The organism is Streptomyces sp. NPDC002640, from assembly GCF_053592575.1.
On sequence record NZ_JBSFVZ010000008.1, the window covers coordinates 39,165 to 62,040 of the forward strand.

At 71.7% G+C, this 22,876-nt stretch carries 18 protein-coding genes and 1 riboswitch; of the genes, 5 read left to right on the forward strand and 13 right to left on the reverse strand.

Annotated features, from left to right (window positions below):
* Positions 1 to 283: 283 nt before the first annotated feature.
* Positions 284 to 1,489, reverse strand: a complete 1,206-nt coding sequence (locus tag ACWD3O_RS12865) for an IS701 family transposase (RefSeq protein ID WP_451411872.1) — start codon at positions 1,487 to 1,489, stop codon at positions 284 to 286.
* Between the two features lie 7 nt (positions 1,490 to 1,496).
* A complete protein-coding gene (locus tag ACWD3O_RS12870; RefSeq protein WP_451415863.1) occupies positions 1,497 to 2,672 on the reverse strand; it encodes an IS701 family transposase in 1,176 nt (391 codons plus the stop codon).
* Positions 2,673 to 2,887: 215 nt separating this feature from the next.
* Here ACWD3O_RS12870 and ACWD3O_RS12875 point away from each other — a divergent pair, with 215 nt between their 5' ends.
* Positions 2,888 to 3,523 (forward strand): TetR family transcriptional regulator, encoded by a 636-nt coding sequence (locus tag ACWD3O_RS12875; RefSeq protein ID WP_451415864.1) that lies wholly within the window; start codon positions 2,888 to 2,890, stop codon positions 3,521 to 3,523.
* A 139-nt stretch (positions 3,524 to 3,662) separates the two neighbouring features.
* Positions 3,663 to 4,436: an SDR family NAD(P)-dependent oxidoreductase gene (locus tag ACWD3O_RS12880; RefSeq protein ID WP_451415865.1), complete on the forward strand. Its 774-nt coding sequence runs from the start codon at positions 3,663 to 3,665 to the stop codon at positions 4,434 to 4,436.
* A gap of 245 nt (positions 4,437 to 4,681) precedes the next feature.
* Here the strand turns inward: ACWD3O_RS12880 and ACWD3O_RS12885 are convergent, their stop codons facing one another.
* The gene (locus ACWD3O_RS12885; RefSeq protein ID WP_451415866.1) at positions 4,682 to 5,665 is read right to left on the reverse strand and encodes a ScbA/BarX family gamma-butyrolactone biosynthesis protein; all 984 of its coding nucleotides are present in this window, start codon (positions 5,663 to 5,665) and stop codon (positions 4,682 to 4,684) included.
* Between the two features lie 209 nt (positions 5,666 to 5,874).
* Here ACWD3O_RS12885 and ACWD3O_RS12890 point away from each other — a divergent pair, with 209 nt between their 5' ends.
* A complete protein-coding gene (locus tag ACWD3O_RS12890) occupies positions 5,875 to 6,483 on the forward strand; it encodes a ScbR family autoregulator-binding transcription factor (RefSeq protein WP_451413122.1) in 609 nt (202 codons plus the stop codon).
* Positions 6,484 to 6,531: 48 nt separating this feature from the next.
* On the opposite strand, the gene ACWD3O_RS12895 is transcribed toward ACWD3O_RS12890, so the two are convergent.
* The 5 genes from ACWD3O_RS12895 to ACWD3O_RS12915 form a co-directional block, all read right to left on the reverse strand.
* The gene (locus ACWD3O_RS12895) at positions 6,532 to 7,461 is read right to left on the reverse strand and encodes a 4'-phosphopantetheinyl transferase family protein (RefSeq protein ID WP_451413121.1); all 930 of its coding nucleotides are present in this window, start codon (positions 7,459 to 7,461) and stop codon (positions 6,532 to 6,534) included.
* A gap of 13 nt (positions 7,462 to 7,474) precedes the next feature.
* Positions 7,475 to 8,152: a phosphopantetheine-binding protein gene (locus ACWD3O_RS12900; protein WP_451415867.1), complete on the reverse strand. Its 678-nt coding sequence runs from the start codon at positions 8,150 to 8,152 to the stop codon at positions 7,475 to 7,477.
* Positions 8,153 to 8,280: 128 nt separating this feature from the next.
* Positions 8,281 to 10,173 (reverse strand): anthranilate synthase family protein, encoded by a 1,893-nt coding sequence (locus tag ACWD3O_RS12905; protein WP_451415868.1) that lies wholly within the window; start codon positions 10,171 to 10,173, stop codon positions 8,281 to 8,283.
* 38 nt (positions 10,174 to 10,211) lie between these two features.
* On the reverse strand, positions 10,212 to 10,898 hold the full coding sequence (locus ACWD3O_RS12910) for an isochorismatase family protein (protein ID WP_451415869.1): 687 nt from the start codon (positions 10,896 to 10,898) through the stop codon (positions 10,212 to 10,214).
* Positions 10,899 to 11,099: 201 nt separating this feature from the next.
* Positions 11,100 to 12,272, reverse strand: a complete 1,173-nt coding sequence (locus ACWD3O_RS12915) for a 3-deoxy-7-phosphoheptulonate synthase (protein WP_451415870.1) — start codon at positions 12,270 to 12,272, stop codon at positions 11,100 to 11,102.
* 460 nt (positions 12,273 to 12,732) lie between these two features.
* Here ACWD3O_RS12915 and car point away from each other — a divergent pair, with 460 nt between their 5' ends.
* Positions 12,733 to 16,146 carry a carboxylic acid reductase gene (gene car, locus ACWD3O_RS12920; RefSeq protein WP_451415871.1) on the forward strand — a complete coding sequence of 1,138 codons (3,414 nt, stop codon included), beginning with the start codon at positions 12,733 to 12,735 and terminating at the stop codon, positions 16,144 to 16,146.
* A 113-nt stretch (positions 16,147 to 16,259) separates the two neighbouring features.
* Here car and ACWD3O_RS12925 read toward each other — a convergent pair whose 3' ends face one another.
* Positions 16,260 to 17,783, reverse strand: a complete 1,524-nt coding sequence (locus tag ACWD3O_RS12925) for an MFS transporter (protein WP_451415872.1) — start codon at positions 17,781 to 17,783, stop codon at positions 16,260 to 16,262.
* 103 nt (positions 17,784 to 17,886) lie between these two features.
* Here ACWD3O_RS12925 and ACWD3O_RS12930 point away from each other — a divergent pair, with 103 nt between their 5' ends.
* Positions 17,887 to 18,771: a helix-turn-helix transcriptional regulator gene (locus tag ACWD3O_RS12930; protein WP_451415873.1), complete on the forward strand. Its 885-nt coding sequence runs from the start codon at positions 17,887 to 17,889 to the stop codon at positions 18,769 to 18,771.
* Positions 18,772 to 18,826: 55 nt separating this feature from the next.
* Here ACWD3O_RS12930 and ACWD3O_RS12935 read toward each other — a convergent pair whose 3' ends face one another.
* From ACWD3O_RS12935 to ACWD3O_RS12950, 4 genes are all read right to left on the reverse strand, one after another.
* On the reverse strand, positions 18,827 to 19,606 hold the full coding sequence (locus ACWD3O_RS12935; protein WP_451413127.1) for an ABC transporter ATP-binding protein: 780 nt from the start codon (positions 19,604 to 19,606) through the stop codon (positions 18,827 to 18,829).
* Between the two features lie 5 nt (positions 19,607 to 19,611).
* Positions 19,612 to 20,739, reverse strand: coding sequence for a FecCD family ABC transporter permease (locus tag ACWD3O_RS12940; RefSeq protein ID WP_451415874.1), 1,128 nt, complete (start codon positions 20,737 to 20,739; stop codon positions 19,612 to 19,614).
* Positions 20,736 to 21,770 (reverse strand): ABC transporter substrate-binding protein, encoded by a 1,035-nt coding sequence (locus ACWD3O_RS12945; RefSeq protein ID WP_451415875.1) that lies wholly within the window; start codon positions 21,768 to 21,770, stop codon positions 20,736 to 20,738. The genes ACWD3O_RS12940 and ACWD3O_RS12945 overlap by 4 nt, the downstream gene beginning before the upstream one ends.
* A gap of 42 nt (positions 21,771 to 21,812) precedes the next feature.
* Positions 21,813 to 21,993: riboswitch (cobalamin riboswitch) on the reverse strand.
* Positions 21,994 to 22,124: 131 nt separating this feature from the next.
* Complete coding sequence (locus ACWD3O_RS12950) at positions 22,125 to 22,874, reverse strand: class I SAM-dependent methyltransferase (protein WP_451413112.1); 750 nt, start codon at positions 22,872 to 22,874, stop codon at positions 22,125 to 22,127.
* Positions 22,875 to 22,876: the final 2 nt, after the last annotated feature.

Consider the following 22,876-nt stretch of genomic DNA (forward strand, 5'->3'; position numbering starts at 1 on the left):
CCGGGAGAACCGCGGAGTGATCAGGAAGCGGTGCGGAACAGCACGGTCGAGACGTGCGGGAGAAACGGGTCCGGGGGGAGTCCCTGCCCGGGGCCGGCCGCCCGGCGAGGGAGGCGGCGGAGTGCCGCACGAGGGGGTCCGGCGGCGAGGGGGTCCGGCGGCGAGGAGGCCGACGACGGTGTCGGGCCGTTTCCCTCGGCTGCCGTTCAAAACTAGGGGCCGGGCGGTCGTGGCCCAAGCCGGACTTCGATAACGGGGGCCCGTCCGGCGGACAGCCCCGCTCCTAACCCGCCGCGCGGGGCAGTCGCCGGGTCCGGTCGGCCAGGACGGCGGCGGCGTGGGCGACCGAGGCGAGGGTGACGTGCCGGTGCCACCCGTTGAAGGAGCGCCCCGTGAAGTCACGGAGGCCCACCCGGTCCGCGACGACCGCGGAGTCCTGGGTCACCCGGTGGGTGAGCTGTCTCAGGCGGACCAGGTGCTCCAGGGGCGCCGTGGCGAGATTGGACAGCCACAGCTCGCCGGGCCACCGGGCGCCGTACGCGCCCATCCCCAGGAGCACCAGTGGTCTCGCCCCCGGACCCGTGAGCCAGGGAAGAGCCACGCGGACGGCGGCGGCGAGGGGAACGTCCTCCCCCGCACCCGGAGGGAAGGGAAACCCTCCCCTCACCGGCCGCCGCAGGGTGCGGGCCAGGCCCATGATCCGGTGCGCGGTGAGCGTGGTCTGCTCCCTTCCGGTCATGGCGAGGTCCGTCACGGCGAGCGGGGTGTCCGGTCCCACGCGCACCAGGAGCGGGGCGGGGCCGAGCGCGGCCTCCCGCAGGAGCGGTTCGGGCGCCTCGCCCAGGTCCAGGACGGTGGGCCGCGTCCGAAGACCCCAGCCCGTCGCGGTCTCCCGGCACGCCTCGGCCGCGCATTCGGCCAGGCTCTCCGCGCTGACCCCTTCCGGTATCGCCGCCTGGCTGCGCCGGAGGGCGTCCATGAGCCACGAGGAGGGCAGGTGCAGGCGCCAGTTGACGGGCACGCTCGCGGCCTCCGAGGCCGCCCAGACCCCGACGGCGCGTTGACCGTTCAGGGTCTGTCCCAGCGCCGGCGAGTAGTGCCGTCCCACACCGACCGAGTTCCGCCCCGCCTTCGGGATGGTCATGGGTGTCACCACCCACGCCCGGGTCGGCAGGGCCGTCTCCACGGCGTCGGCGAGCGCGCGGCGGATGGGGATCCAGTCCCAGGTGGAGTCGCTGATGAAGTGGTGGAGATTCTGCTCGGACACCTCGTCGCCGAGCAGGTGCGCGATGTTGCGTATCGACTTGCGCCCCTGGATCGTCAGCAGGCCGTGGAGGTACTGGGTGCCCTTGCGGCGCTGGTCGCTGCGCGGCAGCGAGGCGAAGACCTGGGAGGTCAGCTCGGCGAGCACCGTGCCGGGGGCGGCCGGGACGGGCGGAGCCGCTCTGTCGTGGCCGGCGCGTACGTCGTGCGGGTGTACATCGATCATGGCTTCCTCACTGTGGCCCGGGGGCGGACCTACCGGTCGCCAGGCGGCGGTGGAGGTAGGCGGCGGAGGCCAGCGTCATGTGGTGGTGCCAGCCGGGGAAGGAGCGGCCCTCGAAGTCGAGGAGCCCGAGTTCGTTGTGGACGTCCCAGGCGGCCGCTTCGGTCACCGCGGTGCGCCGCGCGAGGACCCGGACGGAAACCGGCTGCGCGTCGCGGAGCGAGGTGACCCAGTAGCAGGAGGACCGTCTCTGTGCGGCGGAGACCTCCGCCACGAGCCGATGGGCCTGCGGAACGGCCGGCGCGTGTCGGCGGGACGGCAGGAGGCGCACCACGGTCGACACGGTCTCCGCTCGGCCGGGCACCGCGGCGGCGGTCCTGCGGCACCGGGCCTTGACGAGCGACTCCGCGTCGCTGACGGAGATGAAGGACGGACGCAGCTGACGGGGCGGCACCTCGGCGAGCGGCTGACCCGGCGGCACCTCGACGACGAAGTCCCGGCCCCTGTGCGTGAGACGGGCGACCACCTGCTCCGCGAACGGGGCGAAGTCGCGGCCGAGGACCAGCGGAACGGACTCGGCCACACCGGCGGCGGCGAACTGCTCCACCATCTCCAGTACGAGGGCCCACGCGGGCCTGGACGTCACCTCGTCCGGGATGCGCGCCCGCCGACGCCGTTCGGGGTCACCGCACCAGGCTTCGTCGAGGAGGAGGCGCCAGGAGACCGGGACGCTGCCCGCGCGGCCGGACAGGAACAGGCCGATGCCGATCTGACAGCTCACCCGTCGGGCGGTCCCGGGCAGGACGCCCGGCCTCAGTCCCACCGAGTGGCTGCCCCGCTTGCGCAGCAGCACGGGCTTGGCCGTCCACACGGCGTCGGGCATCGATTCCAGGGCGATCCGGGCCAGTTCCACCCGAGCGGGTGCCCAGTCCCAGGGGCTGGAGGTGATGAACTGCTGCAGCGCCTGGGGCGCGGTGTCGGGCAGGTCCAGGTTCTGGGCCATCCGGCGCACCGTCTTGCGTCCCGGCGTGCACAGCAGCCCACGCAGGTAGGCGGCCGCCCAGCGGCGCTGGTCGCTACGGGGCAGGTACCCGAAGACCCGCTCCTCGTAGGCGGCAAGGCCTTCCGGTCCACCTCCCTGCACACCCCGCGGTGCGTCGAGGCCGGCAGCGGCCTGTGCGGGCATGGCTGTCTCCTTGTGTCGGTCCTGGTCGGTCCTTGGCGGTCCTTGGCGGCGGGATCCGCCGTCCCGCAAAACATAATCATTATTCTTCTTCTTTGGAAGCACGAGAGTGCCCTGCGCGTACAACTTCGTCAACTCGCCGTTGTGGACGGCAGGTGGGCGATGGAACGTGGAACCGATCGATGCACGGACCATGGATACGAAGCAGGAGGTCACGGTTGGCACCGGACACAGAAGGAAGGAAAGGCGCGCGCCAGCAGAAGAGATCACTGCTGACCCGGGACGCCCTGCTGGACGCCGCCGCGCGGGAGGTCGACGCGCACGGCTACGGCGCCGTGGCCATGCACCACATCGCGAGGGCGGCCGACGTCACCACGGGCGCACTCACTTTCCACTTCCCCACGAAAGGTGACCTGTTCGCAGAGCTGACCGAACTCGGCCTCGCGCGGACGAGGGAGCGGGCCGAGGGCGTCGCCCGGCTGCCGGCGTCCCCGCTGCGCAGGATCTCCCTGCTCGTCCTCGCCCTGCTCGAACTGCTGCACCGCGACGTCGTGGTACGCGCGGCCGTACGACTGGCCAGGGAACTCCCGGAGGTGGCCGATGCGTCGGAGGCCTATCTGCCGTTGAGCCGGGAGATGCTCCGGGAGGCCGAGGAGACGGGCCAGCTGAGGGAGGGCGTCACACCGGACGCGGTGACGGAGATGATCCAGTACCTGGTGGCGGGTGCCGAGGTGTGCGCCCGCGGCAACACCTCGGCACCCGAGAACGCCGACACCGCCCGGGCGCACTTCACCGCGCTCCGCGACCTGCTCCTGTACGGCGTTTCGGCCGTCCGCCCACCCGGACAGGAGTAGCCCCCGGCCTCAACCCCCTTGCCGCAGGCGCCTTCTAGCTAAATCAAATAAGAAGGATTATTCTTTTGTCTGTCAGCGGGGGAGGTGAGCCAGGCCGCCCCGGAGCATCCGGAGTAGCAGTCCAGGGGGGAAGGCCGGCATGACCAGAGGTACAGGCATATTGCGGGACAAGGTCGTCATGATCACGGGAGCATCCAGCGGGATCGGCGCCGCGGCCGGGCGCGTGTTCGCCGCCGAGGGCGCGACCGTGGTGCTCGTGGCGCGACGCGAGGAGCGGCTGCGCGAGCTGGCCCACGAGATCGTGGCAGCCGGGGGCCGCGCCATGGTGATGGCCGGGGACGTGACCCGGGAGATCGAGGTCGAGAAGGCCGTCGCCGAGACGGTGGCTCTGTTCGGGAGGCTGGACGGGGCTTTCAACAACGCCGGGCACACGGTGGCCGGGGGCTTGTTGCACGAGACGGACCCCACGATCTTCGAGCAGGTCATGGACGTGAACGTCAGAGGCGTGTGGAACTGCATGCGCCACCAGCTCCCCGCGATGCTCGGCTCGGGGCGCCCGACGGCCATCGTGAACACCTCCAGTGTGGCAGGGATACTGGCCGCCGGGGCATCCTCCGCCTATGTGGCCGCCAAGCACGCGGTCCTGGGCCTCACACGGGCCGCCGCGGCCGAGTACGGGCAGCACGGGGTCCGCGTGAACGCCCTGGTGGTGGGCAGCACCCGCACCGAGATGATGGACCAGGTCCTGAAGGACACCCCGTCCCTCGAGGAGGCGTTCGTCGGGCGCTCCGTCCAGAAGCGGATGGCCGCACCCGAGGAGATCGCGCACAGCGCCGCCTGGCTCTGCAGCGACCACGCCTCCTTCGTCACGGGCGCCGCGATGCCGGTCGACGGCGGCTGGACCGCCGCCTGACAGCGGACGAGGCGCCGTACGGGCACGGCTCGTCGGCGCCTCGTCCGCCTGGTTCCGGCATGGAAGCGGTCCGCGCCACCCTCGGGTGGCGCGGACCGCTTCCTCGTGTTCCTCGTGTTCCTCGTGGCCGAGGAACGAGGGGACCGACCGCACGGCGACCGCGCGCGGCACTTCGCCCCCGCCGGGCGGTTCGACGCCCGGCGGGGCGAGGTGGCCGCGGGCCGGGGTCCGGCCCCTGGCGCGCCCTACCCCGGGAACGGCGCCGGGCCTGCGCCGACGCCGGCGAGAACGCCGAAGCTCGGCTCCGCGGCCCGTGCGAACCGCACCGTCGAGAAGAGGCACTGAACACCGTTCTGCCACATGGCGACGACCGCGCGGCGGTGTCCGTCCGGGGACGCGTCCCACGACCGCGCCTCGATCCGGCACGGAGCGTCGAGTTCGACGTACCGGCGGAAGGAGGTCTCCACGGCCGTCACGGACAGGGGGCGCTCGGAGGGCAGTACCAGAGCGGTCTGGCGGACGGCCTCCAGGAGGAGCAGGCCCGGCGCGTGGTCGAGCGGGTGGTCGAAGAAGAGGGGGTGCGTGGTGTCCACCCGCAGCCGCCAGTCACGGCCGCCCAGCGGGCCGAGGACCACGTCACGGCACCGCGTGCGCCCCAGGGCGGACGGCGCGACGGCCGCGGCGGGGGCGGCCGGCAGGGCGGTGACGGTGTCGGGGTTCCCGTATCCGGCCCGCAGCCGCTGGTAGACGACCGGGGACTGCACGGTCAGGCGCGTGGTGCACTCGGCGAGGCGTCGCGTGCCCTGCACCACGGAGATCAGCAGGGTCAGGGCCGACACCCGGCTGCCCCTGCGGACGGACTCCAGGCAGGTGACGCGGAGTTCGAGTCTTCCCGCGCGGTCTCTGGGAAGCAGCGCCTCAGGAGTCAGTTCGTAACCGAAGGTGTCCCAGAGGAGACGGTGCCCCAGCGGTACGCCGTAGGCGCTGTGGCACAGCAGGGGCAGGGACTGACGTACCGTCTCGACCAGCAGGAGCGGGTCGAGCGCGGTCGGACCGGTCGCGTAGCACCCGTGCGCCTCGGGCCAGTGGGCCGAGACGACGAACGCGTCCTCCCCCTCGGACCGTAACCCGGTCAGGAGCACCTCGGCGGACCGGGTCTTGTGCACCAGTTCCCCGGACACGAACACCGGACGCGGAGCGAGGGCGGCAGTGCTGCTTGTGCTTGGCATAGGTACTCCCTGGAAGGTACGGACACGAAGCGCACTTGGGCATGCCGCGCACACGCGCCGGTGCGGTCGTTCCGGCACGGCGTACGCGAAGGCCGGATGAGCGCACCTGCCTGGACGGCGCAGGCAGCGCGAGATAACATAAGCGTTATTCTTTTTTTTGTCTAGCTTTTAACTTCGATCAGCAAGCGGGGCTCAGCGTGGAACGTCAAATGCAGGAACGAGCACTTCGGACGCGCGAACTGCTGCTTCGAGCGGCGGCGGAGGAGTTCGACGCGTGCGGGTACGCGAGCACGGGACTCAGCAAGATCGCCAAGCGCGCCGGTCTGACCGTGGGGGCCGTGTACTTCCACTTCGAGTCGAAGGAGGGGATCGCCAAGGCGGTCATGCAGGCGCAGCCCCAGACGATCGAGCCCCACCTCGACAGTCACGGGCTGCAGCGACTGGTGGACATCACCCGGGTGTGGGCACAGCAGCTCCTGCACGATCCGCTGCTTCGCGCCGGCGTCCGGCTCTCGGTGGAGCAGGGCAGTTTCGGCGTCCATGACATCACCTCCTTCGAGCAGTGGCGGGACATCATGGAGGAGTGTCTGCTGGAGGCGCGCGAGAGCGGCGAGCTGCTGCCCCGGACCGACCCGGCGCGGGTGGCCGAGTTCATCGTCAGCGCGTGTACGGGCGTCCAGCTGTACGCGCAGCTGGTGAACGGGCGCGAGGACCTGCCGGAGCGCACCGTGGAGATGTGGCGGTTGCTGCTCCCGGGGATCGCCACGCCCGGCACGCTGCCCCGCATCGACCTCGCCCCGTGGCACGGCGAGTCCTGACCCGGTCGTGGCTCGCCCGTGCCGCCCGGCACCCCGCCGCGTCCGGCGTCAGCGGTGGAGGACCGGCTCCGGCAGCTCCAGCACCTCGGCTGCCTCCCGCCCCCAGGGGAACCCGCGGTGCAGTTGGAGAACGGGCGACACCCCGCCGTCGGCCAGGAGCGCCACGGCCGCCAGCACCCCGGGTTCCGGCTCCAGCTCCAGGAACCGCCACGGCAGCGCCTCCTCGTCCTCGGGTGGCCGGAAGTGCAGGACCCCCCGCTCCTCGTGCAGGGTGAAGACGAAGCTGTCGAAGGGGAGTGCGAGACCGAGGCCGCGCGCCTTGCTGTACGCCTCCTTCAGCGTCCACAGCCGCAGCGTCCGGCAGTCCCGGGAGCGGCCGGGCGCGGCCCGCGCCACCCAGTCCCGCTCCTCGCGCGCGAAGGTGTCGACGATCGCCTCGAGCCCTTGCTCGCCGCGGTCGACCCGCTCCACGTCCACTCCGATCCGGTGTCGGCTCACCACGCCGAGCAGGTTGTGACCGCCGGCGTGGGACAGGTTGAAGTCCAGCCCCGGTCCCCCGCGGGGCAGCCCGTGGTCGGGTCGGCTCAGGTACGGCCGCCCCCGCCGGGAGCGCAGGATGACGGCCTCCGCCTCGGGCAGGCCGCTCTCCAGGGCGAGGACCCGGCGCACGAGCGCGTGGGCGACGAGGTACTGGCGCCGGTCGCACGCGAACAGGAAGCGGCCCGCGATCTCCTGTTCCTCCCGGTCCAGCCAGTGCCGGGCCAGCGTGTCGGCGAGGTCCGGGGCGAGCTCGTCGTTGGAGCAGAACCAGAGTTTGACGGGTTCGGTCCGCTCCGGCGCCGTCGCTTCCCCGCCGGGGAGGCGTTCGGGTGCCGGTGTGCGGCCGATCGTGGCGCTTCGCTCCAGGAGGAGACGCACGGCCTGTCCGTGTTCCAGGAGTCCGGCCGTGAACCGGGTGATGATGTCTCGTTCGTCCATCGTCCTCGCCCGCTCACACCCACTGCGGCAGGCGGGTGACCGCCTCGTCCACGGAGAGCCGGCCGTCGCGCACCGCGTCCAGGAGCGCCCCCACGCCCTCGGCCGCCCGGTCGGCGGAGGGGGACCGGCCCTTCCGGGCGGCGTCCGCCACATGGGCGGCCGTCTCCAGGAGGTTCGGGTGCTCGGACAGGGTGACGACGCGCTCGTTCAATCCGTACGTCTCGTTGACGACCGCGACGAGCTTCGCCGCCCGGATGGAGTCCACGCCCAGCAGCGCGAACGGGGCCGTGACGTCCACCGCGATCGCCTCGCACCCCAGGATGTCCGCCAGCCGCTCACGCAGAACGTCGAGGACCTCCCGTGCGCCGGGCCCGGGGTCGGTCTCCCTCTGCTCCCCGGCCGGCGGGGCGTCCTCGCGCCTGTTGCCGACCTCCCGGGCCACGTAGCCGGCGAGGATCAGAGGGGTCGGGTACTCGGCCAGCGAGGTGGTCCGGAGGTCGGTCCGGTAACGGTGGTTGACGAAGGACACGAACCGCACGGCCGGTATCGATCCGACGCCCAGCGAGCGGAACGGCTGTCCGGGGTCGATGCTCCCGGGCTCCACCTTGAGCACGTGGGCCAGTCCTCGCACGAGCTCGGCCACCACGGCAGTCGGTGCCGTGTCGGCGAGGGGATGGTCGACGGGGGTCATGGGTGCTCTCCAAAATCCGAAGTGTCTGTACGGGGGGGGCGGGGACGACCTGGTGGAACGAGGAGGCCACGCTCACGGGGCTGCCGACCTCCCCGGCCCGGCGGCGCGGCCGGGCCGGGGAGGTCGGGTCAGCCGACGCGCGCGGCGGCCAGGTGCGCGAGGAGCGCCGCGACGACGCCCGGGCCGTCCTGGGTCAGCACGGACTCCGCGTGGAACTGCATGGAGGCGAAGTCGGCGGCCCGCAGGCCGTGCACCTCACCGGTCGACGGATCACGGCTGATCCTCACGCGCCCGTGCACGGGATGGTCGATCTCGTCCGTTTCGGCACGGGCGGAGAAGGTGTTGTAGAAGCCCACCCGCGCACGCTCGCCGAACCAGTCGATCTCGCGCTGCACTCCCTGATTGGGCACCGGCCTGCGGCGCAGTGGCAGGCCCAGGATGGTGCTCAGCACCTGATGACTCAGGCACACGGCCAGGAAGGGCCGGCGCCGCGCCAGCAGGTCGGTGGCGGCGTCCCGCAGGTGGGCGATCTTGGGGTGGTCCGTGTCGCGCGGGTCTCCCGGTCCGGGCCCCAGGATCACCAGATCGTGCCCGGCCACGTCGTACGGCTCGTCGAAGCGCCGCACCGTCACCTCGTACCCGAGCGCACGCACCTGGTGGGCGATCATCTCGGTGAAGGTGTCCTCCGCGTCCACGATCAGGACCTTCCGTCCGGACGGGGTCTCCTCCCCCGCGGCCGGCTCGCCCGGACCGTGCAGCCAGAAGTCGGCGATCCCCTCGTTGCGCCGGTCGAGTGCCGCGCGGACCTCCGGGTGGGAGCCGAACCGGACGGGCTCGGGCTCGCCGAGCGCCGCGAGCAGCCCAGCGGCCTTGGCCCGGGTTTCGCGCACCTCGGACATGGGGTCGGAGTGGCGCACCAGGGTCGCGCCCGTCCCGATGCTCATCCGGCCGGCGGCGTCGATGTCTGCCGTGCGGATGAGGATCGACGAGTCGAGGGTGCGCTCCCCCGCGGCGTCATGGCCGATGAGGGCGGCGACCCCGCTGTAGTAGCCGCGGCCGGCGGGCTCGTAGCGGTGGATCACCCTGGCGGCGTTCTCCAGCGGTGAGCCGGTCACCGTCGGGGCGAAGAGCGTCTCGCGGAGGATGTCGCGGACGTCGCGATCGGTTCTGCCCTCGATGAAGTACTCGGTGTGGGCCAGGCGCGCCATCTCCTTGAGGTACGGGCCGACGACCCGGGCGCCCGACGGGCAGACCCGGCCCATCATCTTCAGCTCCTCGTCGACGACCATGTAGAGCTCGTCGGCCTCCTTGCGGTCCGCCAGGAACTCCAGGACACCGTCGAGGCTGGGGCCGTCCGCGGGGTACCGGTAGGTGCCGCTGATGGGGTTCATGACGGCCACACCGCCGTGCACGCTGATGTGCCGCTCCGGTGTCGCGCCGAGGAACGTGCGCCCGTCCACGTGCACGAGGAAGGTCCAGTAGGCGCCGGCCTCGCGCTCGACGAGGCGCCGGAAGACGGACAGGGCGGCCTCTCGGGAGAAGTCGGGCAGCTGCGCGGTGAAGGAGCGCTTGATGACGAAGTTGGCCCCTTCCCCCGTCCCGATCTCGGCGTCGATCACCCGGCGCACGATGTCCGCGTAGTCCGCGTCCGAGACGTCGAACTCCCCGTCGACGAACTTGACGGGCCCGCCGGGGATCATGGGCAGGGTCGCGCCCAGCGGCACGGCGGCCTGCTCACGCACGGCCATGGCGAGCAACGGCTCACCGTCGTCGTGCGCCAGGTAGCCCCGCTCGGTCAGCTGCCCGTAGGGGATCAGGACCAGCAGGTCGTGTCCCGCGCCGGGCCCCGGGTCCTCGGCGAGCGGCAGGTCCTTGAGCGCGGTGACCTGCGTGACGTCGCCGATCAGGATCTCCAGGACGTCGGCCCCGGCACGCTCCGGCCGGTGCAGCAGCGCGAAGTCGTCCGCGCCGCCGTCGAGGATCCGGGCCAGGAGCTCGGGTGTCTCACGCGGTGTTGCCATGGTGTTTCCCTTCTGCGCGTGCGCCGCGTGCCGTGTGTTCACCGGGCACTCCCGACCCCGGCGGCGCTTGCCGGCGCCTTCGCGGGCGCTCCGAGTTCGGCGAGCGCGGTGGCGGTCGTCAGCACCCGGCCGGCTCGCCGTGCGACGTAGTCCAGGGCGAGCCGGTGGTCGTCGGCCGAGAAGTCGGCCACGGCGTCGGCCACCAGGAAGGGCTGGATGTCGTGCGTGTAGGCGTCCACCGAGGTCATCAGGACACCGATGTGCGCGTACACGCCGCAGACGATCAGCTGATCGCGCCGGTGGAGGCGCATGCGCTCCAGGAGATCGGACTTGTGGAAGGCGCTGTACCGCCACTTGGTGAACGTCCAGTCGCCGGGCCGGGCTTCGAGTCCGGGGACGATCCTGCGGTGCTCCGGGGTCGCCTCCATGCCCGGACCCCAGAAGTCGCGGAGCAGGCCGCGCTCCTCGGGGGACATGCCTCCGGGCTGCGCGGTGTAGGCCACGGGAATGCCGAGATCCGCGCAACGCTCCCGCAGCAGCGTGGCGTTGGCGGTCAGGGAGCCGCCGGGTTCGCCGGTGCCGGGGAAGGGCCTGAGGAAGAACTCCTGCATGTCGTGCAGGAGCAGCACGGCCCGCCGGGGATCGGGGGTCCAGCTCACCGTGTTGGCGGGAAGGTCTCCTTCCTCGGGCATCGGGTACGGCTCGACGGGGGGTATGTGGGGCATGGGCGGTGACGTCCTTTCCGTGGACGGTGGGCAGGGGTGGTGGCCGAGTGGCGCGCTGGAGTGCGCAGCGGCGCGTGTGTGGGGGGGGTGTAAGGGGGCGTGGGGGGTGCAGGGGCGTGGGGGGTGCAGGGGGGCGGGCCCTGTCGTCGCGGCAGGGTGGGGGCGACGACGGGGCCCTGGGCGCGGTGCCGGGAAACCCGCTCAGCCGCGCCAGGCCGAGACGACCTCGACCGCCTGCTGGGGGTTGAGCCGCGGATCGCAGAAGCTCAGGTACTTCTCACCCAGGCGCCCGATCCCGGCGGCGTCGTGCACGCACTCGGTCACCGCCTCGGGCGTGGTCTCCAGGTGGAGCCCGGCGGCCACCCCGCCGTTCTCCGTCACGGCCTCCTGGAACGCGCTCATCTCCTGCACGACGGTCGTCACGTAGCGGGTCTTGGCCCCTTCGGGGCCGCTGACCGTGTTGCCGTGCATGGGGTCCGAGAGCCACAGCACCGGATGTCCCGCGTCGCGCACCACCTTGACCAGACCGGGAAGTACGCGGGCCGCGTTCGCCGCGCCCATCCGCGCGATGAGTGTGAGCCGGCCGGGACGGCGCTGGGCGTCGAGGCGGTCGCACAGGGCAAGGAGTTCGTCGGGCGTCATCGTGGGCCCGACCTTGACGGCGACCGGGTTGGAGACCGCGGCGAGCAGGGCGATGTGCGGGCCGTCGAGCTGCCGGGTCCGCTCCCCCACCCACGACCAGTGCGTCGAGGTCAGCAGCAAGGATCCGTCCGACTCACGGCGCAGCATGGGGAGCTCGTAGTCGAGCAGCAGCGCCTCGTGACTCGTCCAGACCGGGGCGTCGAGGCCCTGCCCGCTCTCGGTGCCGCGCCAGCCCAGGAAGTGGATGATGTCGCTGGCGGCGCGGTAACCGGACAGCAGGTTCCGGGGGTCCGGACGCCGCAGTTCGAGGTCGGGCTCCGGGCGGTTCACCATGTGGCCCCGGTAGACCGGGAGTTCCTGCCCGTCGACCTTCTCGGTCGGGGAGGAACGGGGCTTGGCGAACTGCCCGGCGATCCGGCCGACGCGCAGCACCGGCCGGCCCGAGACCAGGCGCATGGTGCCGGCGAGAATGTCGAGCAGGGCACTCTTGCGCATCACGTCCGCCGGGTTCGCCTCCGCGGGGTCCTCCGCGCAGTCGCCGGCCTGGACGATCTGCAGGCGCCCCGTCGCCGCCTCCATGAGCAGGGAACGCAGCCGTTGCACGTCTCCGGAGTCCACGAGGGCGGGCATGCGGCTGAGGTCGGCGCGGACCTTCTCGAGCTGCGGATCGCCTTCCCAGTCGGGCTGTTGAAGTGCTGGCATGGAACGGAGATAAGAGACTATGTCGCTCATTGAGTTCCCTCGGATCGGCCGGAAACGCGTGTCCGGCTGTCGGCAGACCTGGTGATGCGCCCCATCGCGACGGAAAGCGCGGGCGCGGTTGCGCATGAAGATTTCCCGCACCGTTCGGCCTTTTCCCGGCCGGCGGATTGCTCGCGGCGTGAAGTCCGTGAACGGTCGGACGTCGGGTTGTTCGCCGCCCGGCCCGACAATGATGCCGCCCATATCGGCGGCCGGGGGTCTCTCTCGAACGAGTGCCATGTTCGGCTCCGCGAAGACCGGCGGGCAAGCCGAGGAAACGTAGTCCGTCAGATGGAACGCCCCCGGTGCGCCCAGCCGCAGGGCGGGCCGTCGGACCTGATGGATTGCCGGGCATCCGCTCGGACGTTCGATCGGCCCGTGCCTAGCATCGCAGCGCGCCCCCCGATGTCGCGAACGGGCGTAATCCGTTGACGAGATGCGGAGAATCATCATGCGCTTAGCGCGAGTAATGGCAGAAACCATGGAGCGCCATGCAGGGCGCCCCGCCCTCGGAGAACGGGCGAGGGAAATCGTGAAGGACAGCCGTACGGGCCGTTTCCGTATCGGCCTGCTGCCCCGGTACGACATGATCACCTATGACGAACTGTGGCGCCGCGTCCGTTCGGTGGCGAGCGAATGGCATCACAGCGCCGCGTACGCGGTCCGGGCCGGCGACCGGGTGGCGATTCTCGGCTTCGCCAGTGTCGAGTACACGACCGTCGACCTGGCCTGCGCCCATCTCGGTGCGGTGAGCGTTCCGCTCCAGACCAGTTCCGCCGCGCCCCAGCTCGACGCGATCGTCGGGGAGACCGAGCCGGTCCTCATCGCCACCAGCATCGAGCGCCTGGACACGGCGACCGAACTGGCGGCGGGCAATCCGTCGGTGCGAAGCCTGCTGCTCTTCGACTACGAACCCGCGGTGGACGAGCAGTTCGCCAGGTTCACGGCGGCCCGGGAACGTCTGAGGGGGCTCGGGCGCGACCTGGACATCGCCCTCCTGCGGGAGGTGGTGGAGCGCGGGGCCGGACGTCCCGCGGCGCCGCTGTTCGACCCCGAGGGCGACGAGGACCCACTCGCCATGCTCATCTACACCTCGGGCAGCACGGGGACGCCGAAGGGGGCCATGTACACCGACCGCCTCGCCGGCGCCATGTGGGGCGGCGCCTGGTCGCAGTTGTTCTCGGACGAGCACGCGGCCAATCTCCACTACATGCCGATGAGCCATGTCGCCGGGCATTCCTCGTTGAAGAACACGTTGGCGCGCGGCGGCACCACCTATTTCACGGCGAACAGCGACCTTTCCTCGTTCTTGGAGGACATGGCACTCGCGAAGCCCACGGAGATCTCCTTGGTTCCGCGTGTGTGTGAAATGCTCTTCCAGAAGTACCGGAGCGACCTCGACCGCCGCACCGCCGTTTCCGGACACGGTGTCACGGAAGAGATCGAGGCGGAAGTGAAGAAGGACATCCGCGAAAACGTTCTGGGCGGTCGCGTGGGATGGGCCAGTTGTGGTTCCGCCCCGCTCTCGTCCGAACTGAAGGAATTCACCGAGTCCCTGCTCGGGATCGACGTCCACATCATCTACGGTTCCACCGAGGCCGCCGCCGTGTCGGTCGACGGAAAACTCCTGCAGCCGCCGGTCACCGATCACAAACTGGTGGACGTTCCCGAGCTCGGTTACTACGGGACCGACTCACCGCACCCTCGCGGGGAACTCCTGCTGAAGACCGAGGCCATGGTCCCCGGTTACTACAACCGGCCCGAGATGAACGCGGAGATCTTCGACGAGGACGGCTATTACCGGACGGGTGACATCGTCGCGGAGATCGAACCGGGCCGTCATGTCGTCGTGGACCGGCGGAAGAACGTCCTCAAGCTCTCCCAGGGCGAGTTCGTCGCCACCTCGCGCCTGGAGGCGGTCTTCGCCGTCAGCCCGCTGGTCCGGCAGATATTCGTGTACGGGAACAGCGAGCGGTCCTACCTGCTCGCGGTGGTCGTCCCGACCGCGGACGTCCTCCAGCAGTACGGCGACGACAGGACGACGCTCAAGAAGCTGCTCGGCGAGTCGTTCCAGGAGATCGCCAAGGAGGTGGGCCTCAACTCCTACGAGATCCCGCGCGACCACCTCATCGAGACGGAGCCGTTCGGCCAGGCCAACGGCTTGCTCTCGGACCATCGCAAGCTCCTGCGACCCCAGCTCCTGGCGAAGTACCGCGGCGTCCTCGAGGACATGTACACCGCCATCGCCACCAGGGAGAACGACGAACTGCGCGAGGTGCGCAGCCGTGGCAAGGAGCGTCCGGTCCTGGAGACGGTGCAGCGGGCGGCCCAGGCACTGCTGTCGAACTCGGCGTCCGGGGTCGGCCCCACCACGCGCTTCAGGGAGATCGGTGGGGACTCCCTGTCCGGGGCGACCTTCTCCGACCTCCTCCACGACGTCTTCGGCATCCGCGTCCCGGTGGACGTGATCATCAGTCCCGGCACCGACCTGCGACGCCTCGCGCAGTACGTCGAGGAGAAGCTCTCGACCGGGCAGAGGGGAGCGACCTTCGCGTCGGTCCACGGTGAGGGCAGCACCCGGGTCCACGCCAAGGACCTCACCCTCGACAAGTTCATCGACGAGGAGACCCTGGCAGCGGCCCGGACCCTGCCCGCTGCCGTCGGTCGACCGCGCACCGTGCTGCTCACCGGAGCGAGCGGCTATCTCGGGCGCTTCCTCTGCCTGGAGTGGCTGAAGCGGCTCGCCCCGGTGGGCGGCAAGCTCATCTGTGTGGTGCGCGGAGCCGACGACGCCGCGGCCCTCGCACGGCTCACCGACGCCTTCGAAGGCGGGGACGGCGAGGCCTCCCGGGCCTTCCGGGAACTGGCGGACGACCACCTGGAGGTGGTGGCCGGCGACATGGCCGAGCCGCAGCTGGGGGTGAGCGACGAGGTGTGGCGGCGGCTGTCCGGCGAGGTGGACCGCATCGTCCACGCCGGCGCGCTGGTGAACCACGTGCTGCCCTACCACCACCTGTTCGACGCCAACGTGGTGGGCACCGCCGAGCTCGTCCGCCTGGCCCTCACGGAGCGGCTCAAGCCGTTCACGTACATCTCCAGCGTGGCTGTCGCCGCCTCACTGCCCGGTGACGGCGCCCTGGACGAGGACTCCGACGTCCGCCTGGCCCTCCCCGACCAGCCGGTCCACGACGGCTACGCCAGTGGCTACGCGACCAGCAAGTGGGCCGGGGAGGTGCTGCTGCGGGAGGCCCACGACCTGCTCGGGCTCCCGGTCACCACCTTCCGTTCCAACATGATCCTCGCGCACACCCGCTACGCGGGGCAGTTGAACGTCACCGACATGTTCACGCGGCTGCTGCTGAGCCTCGTGACCACGGGCATCGCCCCGTACTCCTTCTACTCGACCGACAGCGCCGGGAACCGGCAGCGCGCCCACTACGACGGCCTCCCGGTCGACTTCACCGCCGAGGCGGTGGTCGCCCTGGGCGGTGAGCCACGCGCGGGGTACCGCACCTACAGTCTGGTCAACCCGCACGACGACGGCATCTCGCTCGACACCTTCGTCGACTGGCTGAACGAGGCCGGGTACCGCGTCGACCGCGTCGACGACTACGACGACTGGCTGGCCCGGTTCGAGACGGCCCTGCGCGCGGCCCCGGAAGCACAGCGCAAGCACTCGATCCTCCCGCTCCTGGACGCCCACCGCAGCCCGGAGGCCGTCGTCAACGGGTCCGCGATCCCCTCGGCCCGTTTCCGGGCCGCGGCGGAGGAGGCGGGCATCGGCCCGACGGGCGGTATCCCGCGGCTCACGCCGGCCTTCATCGAGAAGTACGCCGACGACCTCGCGCATCTGACAGCGCCGTGACCCCGACGCCCGCTCCCCGGCCGACCGGGGAGCGGGCGCGGGACGCCGGCCGCTCGCGCGGCGGGGCACGCGGCGGGTCGGACTTCGTGGCCGGTGCGTCGCCGGCCCGTCCGTCACGCCTTGCTCGCCGCGTGCTCCTCGGCGGGCTCCGCGAGGACCTCGGTGGCCCCCTGTTCCGGTGCCGACCTGGGGAGCCAGCGCAGGGCGGCCGCGCCCAGGGCGGCGTGCAGAAGGCTCGCCGCGATCACGACGATGTGCAGGCCGGTGACGAAGGCGGACTTCGCGTCCTGGACCACGGGTGCGGACAGGGAGGGCAGTTGGAGCGTCTCGTCGAGGGTGGGGGCGAGGTCCGGGCCCTGCAGGCGGAAGAGCAGCGCGGCGAGCGAGCCGAGGATGGCGATGCCGAGGGCGTTGCCGATCTCGTTGCTGGTCTCGGCGATCGCACCGGCGGAACCCGCCCGCTCCGCGGGCACCGCGCCGACCGCGGTGTCCGCGACGACGGCGAAGGAGATGCCGTAGCCCAGGCCGGCGATCACGGTCGAGGCGATGTACCAGCCGATCCCTCCGGTGACCGTGGTGGGCAGCAGCAGCAACAGTCCGCCCGCGATGGAGAAGTGGCACAGGAGGAGCGCGGCCCGCTTGCCGATGCGTTCGACGACCGCCGGCGTGACGATGCAGGAGAGGGTGAGTGCCGCCGCGCCCGGGAGGGCGAGGAGCGCCGCGTGCAGGACGCCGAGGCCCAGCACGGACTGGAGGTAGATGCCGGCCAGGTACGCCGTGGCCGACCATGCGGCCAGCGGCAGCAGGCCCGTGACGACGGCGATGGTGAAGACCCGGTCGCGGAAGAGGGAGAAGTCGATCAGCGGGTTGTCGAGGCGCCGTTGACGCAGGCCGAAGAAGATCAGGACGGCGATGCCGACGACGATCGTGGCCACGGGGAGGGCGGAGATCCCGTCGGTGGCCCAGTGCTTGATGCCGTAGATCGTGAGCAGCAGGCCTCCGGCGGAGGTCACGACGCTGAGCGGGTCGACGCGCCCCGTCCCGCCCGACCGGACCTCTCGGAGGAGGACCGGCGCGAACACCAGGAAGACCGCGATGACGGGGAGGTTGACGAGGAAGACCGAGCCCCACCAGAACTGGCCGAGGAGGGTGCCGCCGATGACCGGACCGATGGCGAAGCCGGCGGCGAAGGCCGCGGCGAAGATGCCGATGGCCTGGGCCCGGCGCCGGGGGTCGGGGAAGAGTTCGCTCAGGACGGCCAGCGCCGAGGGCAGCAGGGTCGCACCGGCCACCCCCATCAGCGCCCGGCACGCGATGAGGAGTTCGGGCGTCGGTGCGAACGCGGCGCCGGCGGAGCCGAGTCCGAACACGGTCGCACCGATCATCAGGAGCTTCAGCCTGCCGTAGCGGTCACCGATGCTGCCGAACGCGACCAGCAGGGAGCCGACGGCGAAGCCGTAGACGTCCAGGATCCACAGCGCCTGGTCGGCGGTGGGTGAGAGGGCCTGGCTGATCCGGGGCATCGCCAGGAACAGGATCGATCCGTCCATCGAGACGAGGAGGACCGGGCCGAGGACCACCGCGAGCCCGAGCCAGGCCCGCAGTCCGGGTGCGTTGTTCGCGTGCTGTCGAGTCATGGTGCCGACCTTCGGGGACGGCGTCGCCGCCAGCCATCCCCGTGGCGTGGGTACACCCGACAGGTACACCCACGGAGCGGGCGAGCGCCCTACGCTCGTGTGCATGGAGAGCCTCGGAACGTTCCTGAAGAGCCGCCGTGACCGGGTCACTCCCGCGGAGATCGGTCTGCTGACCTACGGCACCTCCCGCCGGGTCCCCGGTCTCCGACGGGAAGAGCTCGCCCAGCTCGCCGGGGTGAGCCCGGGCTACTACACCCGTCTGGAGCAGGGGCAGGCCGAGACCGCCTCCGAGCAGGTGCTCGACGCGCTCGCCCGGGTGCTCCGGCTCGACCAGGTGGAGACCGCCCACCTGCACAATCTCGCGCGGCAGTCCGTGAAGCCCGGTCTGGCCGAACCGCCCCGCGAGGAGCCGCACCCGCGGGTGCTGACCCTCCTGGACTCGCTGGGCGGGGCAACGCCCGCGGTGGTGCTCGGCCGGCGCGGCGACGTCCTGGCGTGGAACCGCACGGGACACGCGCTGGTGGCCGAGCACGTCCCCTTCGAGGCGCCACGCGATCCGCAGGGGCGTCCGTCGATCCCGAGGATGTTCTTCCTCGACCCGCACACCCGCGACATGTACCGCAACTGGCCGGACCTCGCCACGGTCCACGTCGCCTATCTGCGCCTCACCGCGGGCCGCTACCCCACGGACGCCCGCCTCGCCGGGCTGATCGGCGAACTCAGCATGAACAGCGTGGACTTCGGCGCGATGTGGGCGACGGGTGACGTCTCCGACTGCACGACGGGGACGATGCACCTGCAGCACCCCACCGTCGGGGCGGTGAGCGTGGACTACCAGGTGTGGCTCCAGCCCGACAGCCCCGATCACCGCGTCGAGATCTACACGCCCAACGACGCGACCTCCGCGGACGCGTTGCGCGTGCTGCACCAGCAGAGCGGCCGGGACGACGAGCCGGGGTCGGCGGCCAAAGACGCCCAGCAGTCCTGAGCCGGGCCGGAGTTCAGCCGCGACCCCGACGTCGCGCCGAGCGGCCGCGGTGGGCTCACGACGCCGTCGGCAGGAAGGTCACCTGCAGGGCGCCCGTGCGCGGATGGACGGCGACCTCGCTCGCCACGCCGTAGACCCGCGCCAGCAGTTCGGGGGTGAGGACCTCGGCGGGCGGACCGGAGGCGGTGACCCGGCCGTCGCACAGCACGTACAGGCGGTCGCAGTAGTACGCCGCGAGGTTCAGGTCGTGCAGGGCGACCAGCACCGTGGCCGACAGCCGCCGCAGGACGCCGAGAACGTCGAGCTGGTGGCGGATGTCGAGGTGGTTGGTGGGCTCGTCCAGGACGAGAAGGGAGGGTTGCTGGGCGAGGGCCCGGGCGATGAGGACGCGCTGGCGTTCGCCGCCGGAGAGCTGGTCGAAGGGCCGGTGGGCCAGGCCGGTGGCGTCGACCTCGGCCAGCGCCGACCGGATCAGTTCCGCGTCCTCGGGGGTGTCTCCGTCGAGGAGCCGCTTGTGCGGGGTCCGGCCCATCGCGACGACCTCCCGCACGGTCAGGTCGAAGTCCGCGCCCTGCTCCTGCACCACGGCCGCCACCGTGCGGGCCAGCCGCCGGACCGGCATCGACCAGGCGTCGACGCCGTCCACGTCCACCCGGCCGGAAGCCGGGCGCAGGGCGTGGTAGACCGCCCGCAGCAGACTGGACTTGCCGCTGCCGTTCGGCCCGACCAGGCCGACGACCTCGCCGGGGCGGGCGGTCAGCGAGACGTCCCGCACCAGGTGATGGGCGCCGGCGGTGAGGCTGACGCTCTCGACGACGAGTTCCGTGCCGCTCATGCCGCTCATGTCCCTCCTCGGTCGGATGCCCGCCGCCCGTCGCGGCGCAGCAGCCACAGGAAGAACGGGCCGCCGCACAGTGCCGTGAGCACGCCGACGGGGATCTCCGTGGGCGCGGCGACCACGCGTGCGGCGATGTCGGCCCAGACGAGGAAGACCGCGCCGCCGAGGGCGGCGGTCGGCAGCACCCGGCGGTGGTCTCCGCCGACGACGAGGCGGACGACGTGCGGAAGGATCAGACCGACGAAGCCGATCGGCCCCGCCGCCGCGACGAGGACACCGGTGATCAGGGAGAGCAGGACGAACATGCGGGCACGGAAGCGCGCGACGTCCAGCCCCATGGTGGTCGCGGCCTCCTCGCCGGCGAGGAGCAGGTTCAGGTTCCGGGCCTGGACCATGAGGGCGCCGACGCCCAGCAGCAGCGCCGCGCCGGGCAGCCACAACGTGCTCCAGTTCACGCCGCCGAGGCCGCCGAGGGTCCACGCCAGGACCGCGCGGGCCTCGTTGCCGTGGTCGGTGGTGAGCAGCAGCAGGTCCAGGATCGCGGTGAGCACCGCGGCGATGGCCACCCCGGACAGCACCAGCCGCGTCGACGTGATCCGGCCACCGGTGCGGGCGGTGGCGTAGACGAGCACCAGAGCCCCGAGGGCGCCGATGAACGCGGCGACCGACAGCGAGAACTGCCCGAAGACGGTGACACCGCCCACGATCACCGCCACGGCGCCCAGCGAGGCACCGGAGGAGACGCCGAGCAGGTAGGGCTCCGCGAGCGGGTTCCGGATCAGCGCCTGCAGGGCGGTTCCCACCACGGAGAGACCCGCGCCGGCCACCGCGCCGAGCAGGACGCGCGGCGCGCGCACGTCCAGCACGATGGTCTCGCGCGCCGCGGACCAGTCGGGTGTGGCCCGGCCGAAGCCGAGCGCGTGCGTCACGATGCCCCACACCTGGCCGGGCGGCACCTGCACCGAGCCGATGGCCAGTCCGGCGGTGACGGAGACGAGCAGCAGAGCGGCCAGGATGAGCAGCGTGACGGGGAGGGAGACCGGGCCCGGCTGCCGGTCGCCGCGCCCTGGCGTGTGCGCGGGCCGCTCGGCGCCGACGCGGCTGTCGGCGTCGGCGGCCGAGGGCGTCACCCGAAGCTCTTGGGGTGGATGCCGCGGGCCAGGTCGGCCACCGCGTGCGCGGACCGTACGCCGACCAGTGTGGCGGTGAGCGGCAGGACGACGAACCGCTCGTTCCTGATCGCCGGCACGTCCTCGAGGGCGGGCTGCGACAGCAGGAACCTCTTCTTCTCCTCGACGCTGCCCGCCCCCGCGTAGTCGTAGATCGCGATGACCTCGGGCTTGCGCTCGACGACCTGTTCCCAGGAGACGTCGCCGAAGACGTCGTCGAGGTCGGCGAACACGTTCTCGCCGCCGGCCAGCCGGATCAGTTCGGTGCCGAGGCTCTCGCCTCCCGCCGTGAACGCGCTCTTGTCCCCGCTGTCGTACACGAAGACGGGCACCTCGGGGGCGTCCTCGACGGCGGCGGAGGCCCTCTCGACCTCGGCGCGGAGGTCGGCGATCAGCGCGTCCGCCCGGTCGGGCACCCCGAAGATCCGGCCGACGGTACGGACCTCCTCGTAGGTGTCCTCCATCGTCACGTGCTTCTCGCCGCAGTACTCGCGGTTGAGGTGGGTGTCGATGCCCGCGTCGGCGAACGCCTGGCGGGAGCGGCCCTCGTTCTCGGCGAAGGCGCTGCCGTAGCCGCCGTAGACGAGGTCCGGCTCGGCGTCGAGGACCGTCTCGAACGACGGTTCCTTGGGCGCCAGTTGCTCGATCGAGTCGAAGTCCTTCCGCAGCTCCGGCAGGACGGGGGAGTCCGGGAAGGAGGTGCCCACCATGCGGTCCTTCAGCCCGAGGGAGAGCATGAGCTCGGCGGGGTGCTGGTGGATGGTGACGACGCGGGACGGCGGCTTCTCGAACGTCGTCCGCACCCCGCAGTTGTCGATGGTGACGGGGAAGCCGTCGGCCGACCGGGCGGGCGCCTCGGCGTCCTGGTCGGCGGTGGGTCGCGACGGTCCGCAGCCCGCCGTCGACAACACGGCCGACAGGGCGAGTACCGCGGCGGGAGTCCGCAGGGCCTGACGCCTGCGCGAGCCGGGGCGGTGGGGAGATCGGGGCATGACGGCGTGCACGTTGAGCCTCCTGGGGAGTCCGCGCTCCTCAAAACGGGCCCGCGACAGGCCAGTGTCCTGACTCCCGGATCGGCGCTTCTCCCCTGCCTTCCCACGCGGTGCGCGGTGGCCTGTCGAAGGGTGCACTCCCCGGTCACAGTGGCGGGACCGTGCCGGATTCGCACCGGCTTCCTGTCTCCCGTCGCGGTGATGACCCGCTGATCCTACGGTCGGTCAAGTCCGGTGCGCAAAGGGCGCCGGATCTCCCGGACGTCCCCGCACCCCCGTCACGGCTCTCCCCGCTCCCCCGTCACGGCTCTCCCCGCACCCCCCTCACCGCTCTCCCGTCACCGCTCTCCCCCGTCACCGCTCACGCACCGCCCGCAGGACCAGCCGTTCGGCGTCCTGGTCGTAGGGGCGGCCGTCGAAGCCGCCGAAGACCTCCACCCGGCCGAAGCCGGCGTCCTCCACCATCCGCCGCAGCTCCACCGCGCTGTAGACGAACCACACCAGCGCGGCCCGCGTCACCCGTTCGCCCCGCACCAGCACCCAGTCGCTGCGCAACCGGGCCCAGTCGTCCAGCACGGTGTCGGTCTGCACCATCAGATCCTCGCCCCGCCGCACCACCTTGGGCGGGGTGACCCTGCGGGCGAGGAGTTCCTTGCCGGCCAGGTCCAGCACGAGCGTGCCGCCGGGTGCGAGACAGGTGTGCATGGTGCGCAGCACGCGGGCGTTGTCGGCCGGATCCTCGAAGTAGCCGAACGAGGTGAACATGTTGAGCACGACGTCGAAGGCGCCCGGCGCCTCGTAGGTGCGGGCGTCGGCCCGCACGTAGGCGACATCGACGCCCGCTTCGGCCGTGTGCTTGCGGGCCCGGTCGAGCATGGCGGGACTCAGGTCCACCCCGGTGACGTCATGGCCCCGGCGGGCGAGCGGCACGGTGAAGACCCCCGGGCCGCAGCACAGGTCCAGCACGCGGGCTCCGGCGGGGAAGGACAGCAGCGGGGAGGTCGCGAGGAGCTCCTCGGCCTGGGTGTGGCGTTGTTCCGAGAACAGGAAGTCGTGGAACTCGGTCCAGAAGTCGTCGTCCTGGAATCCGCCGGTCCGTGGCATGC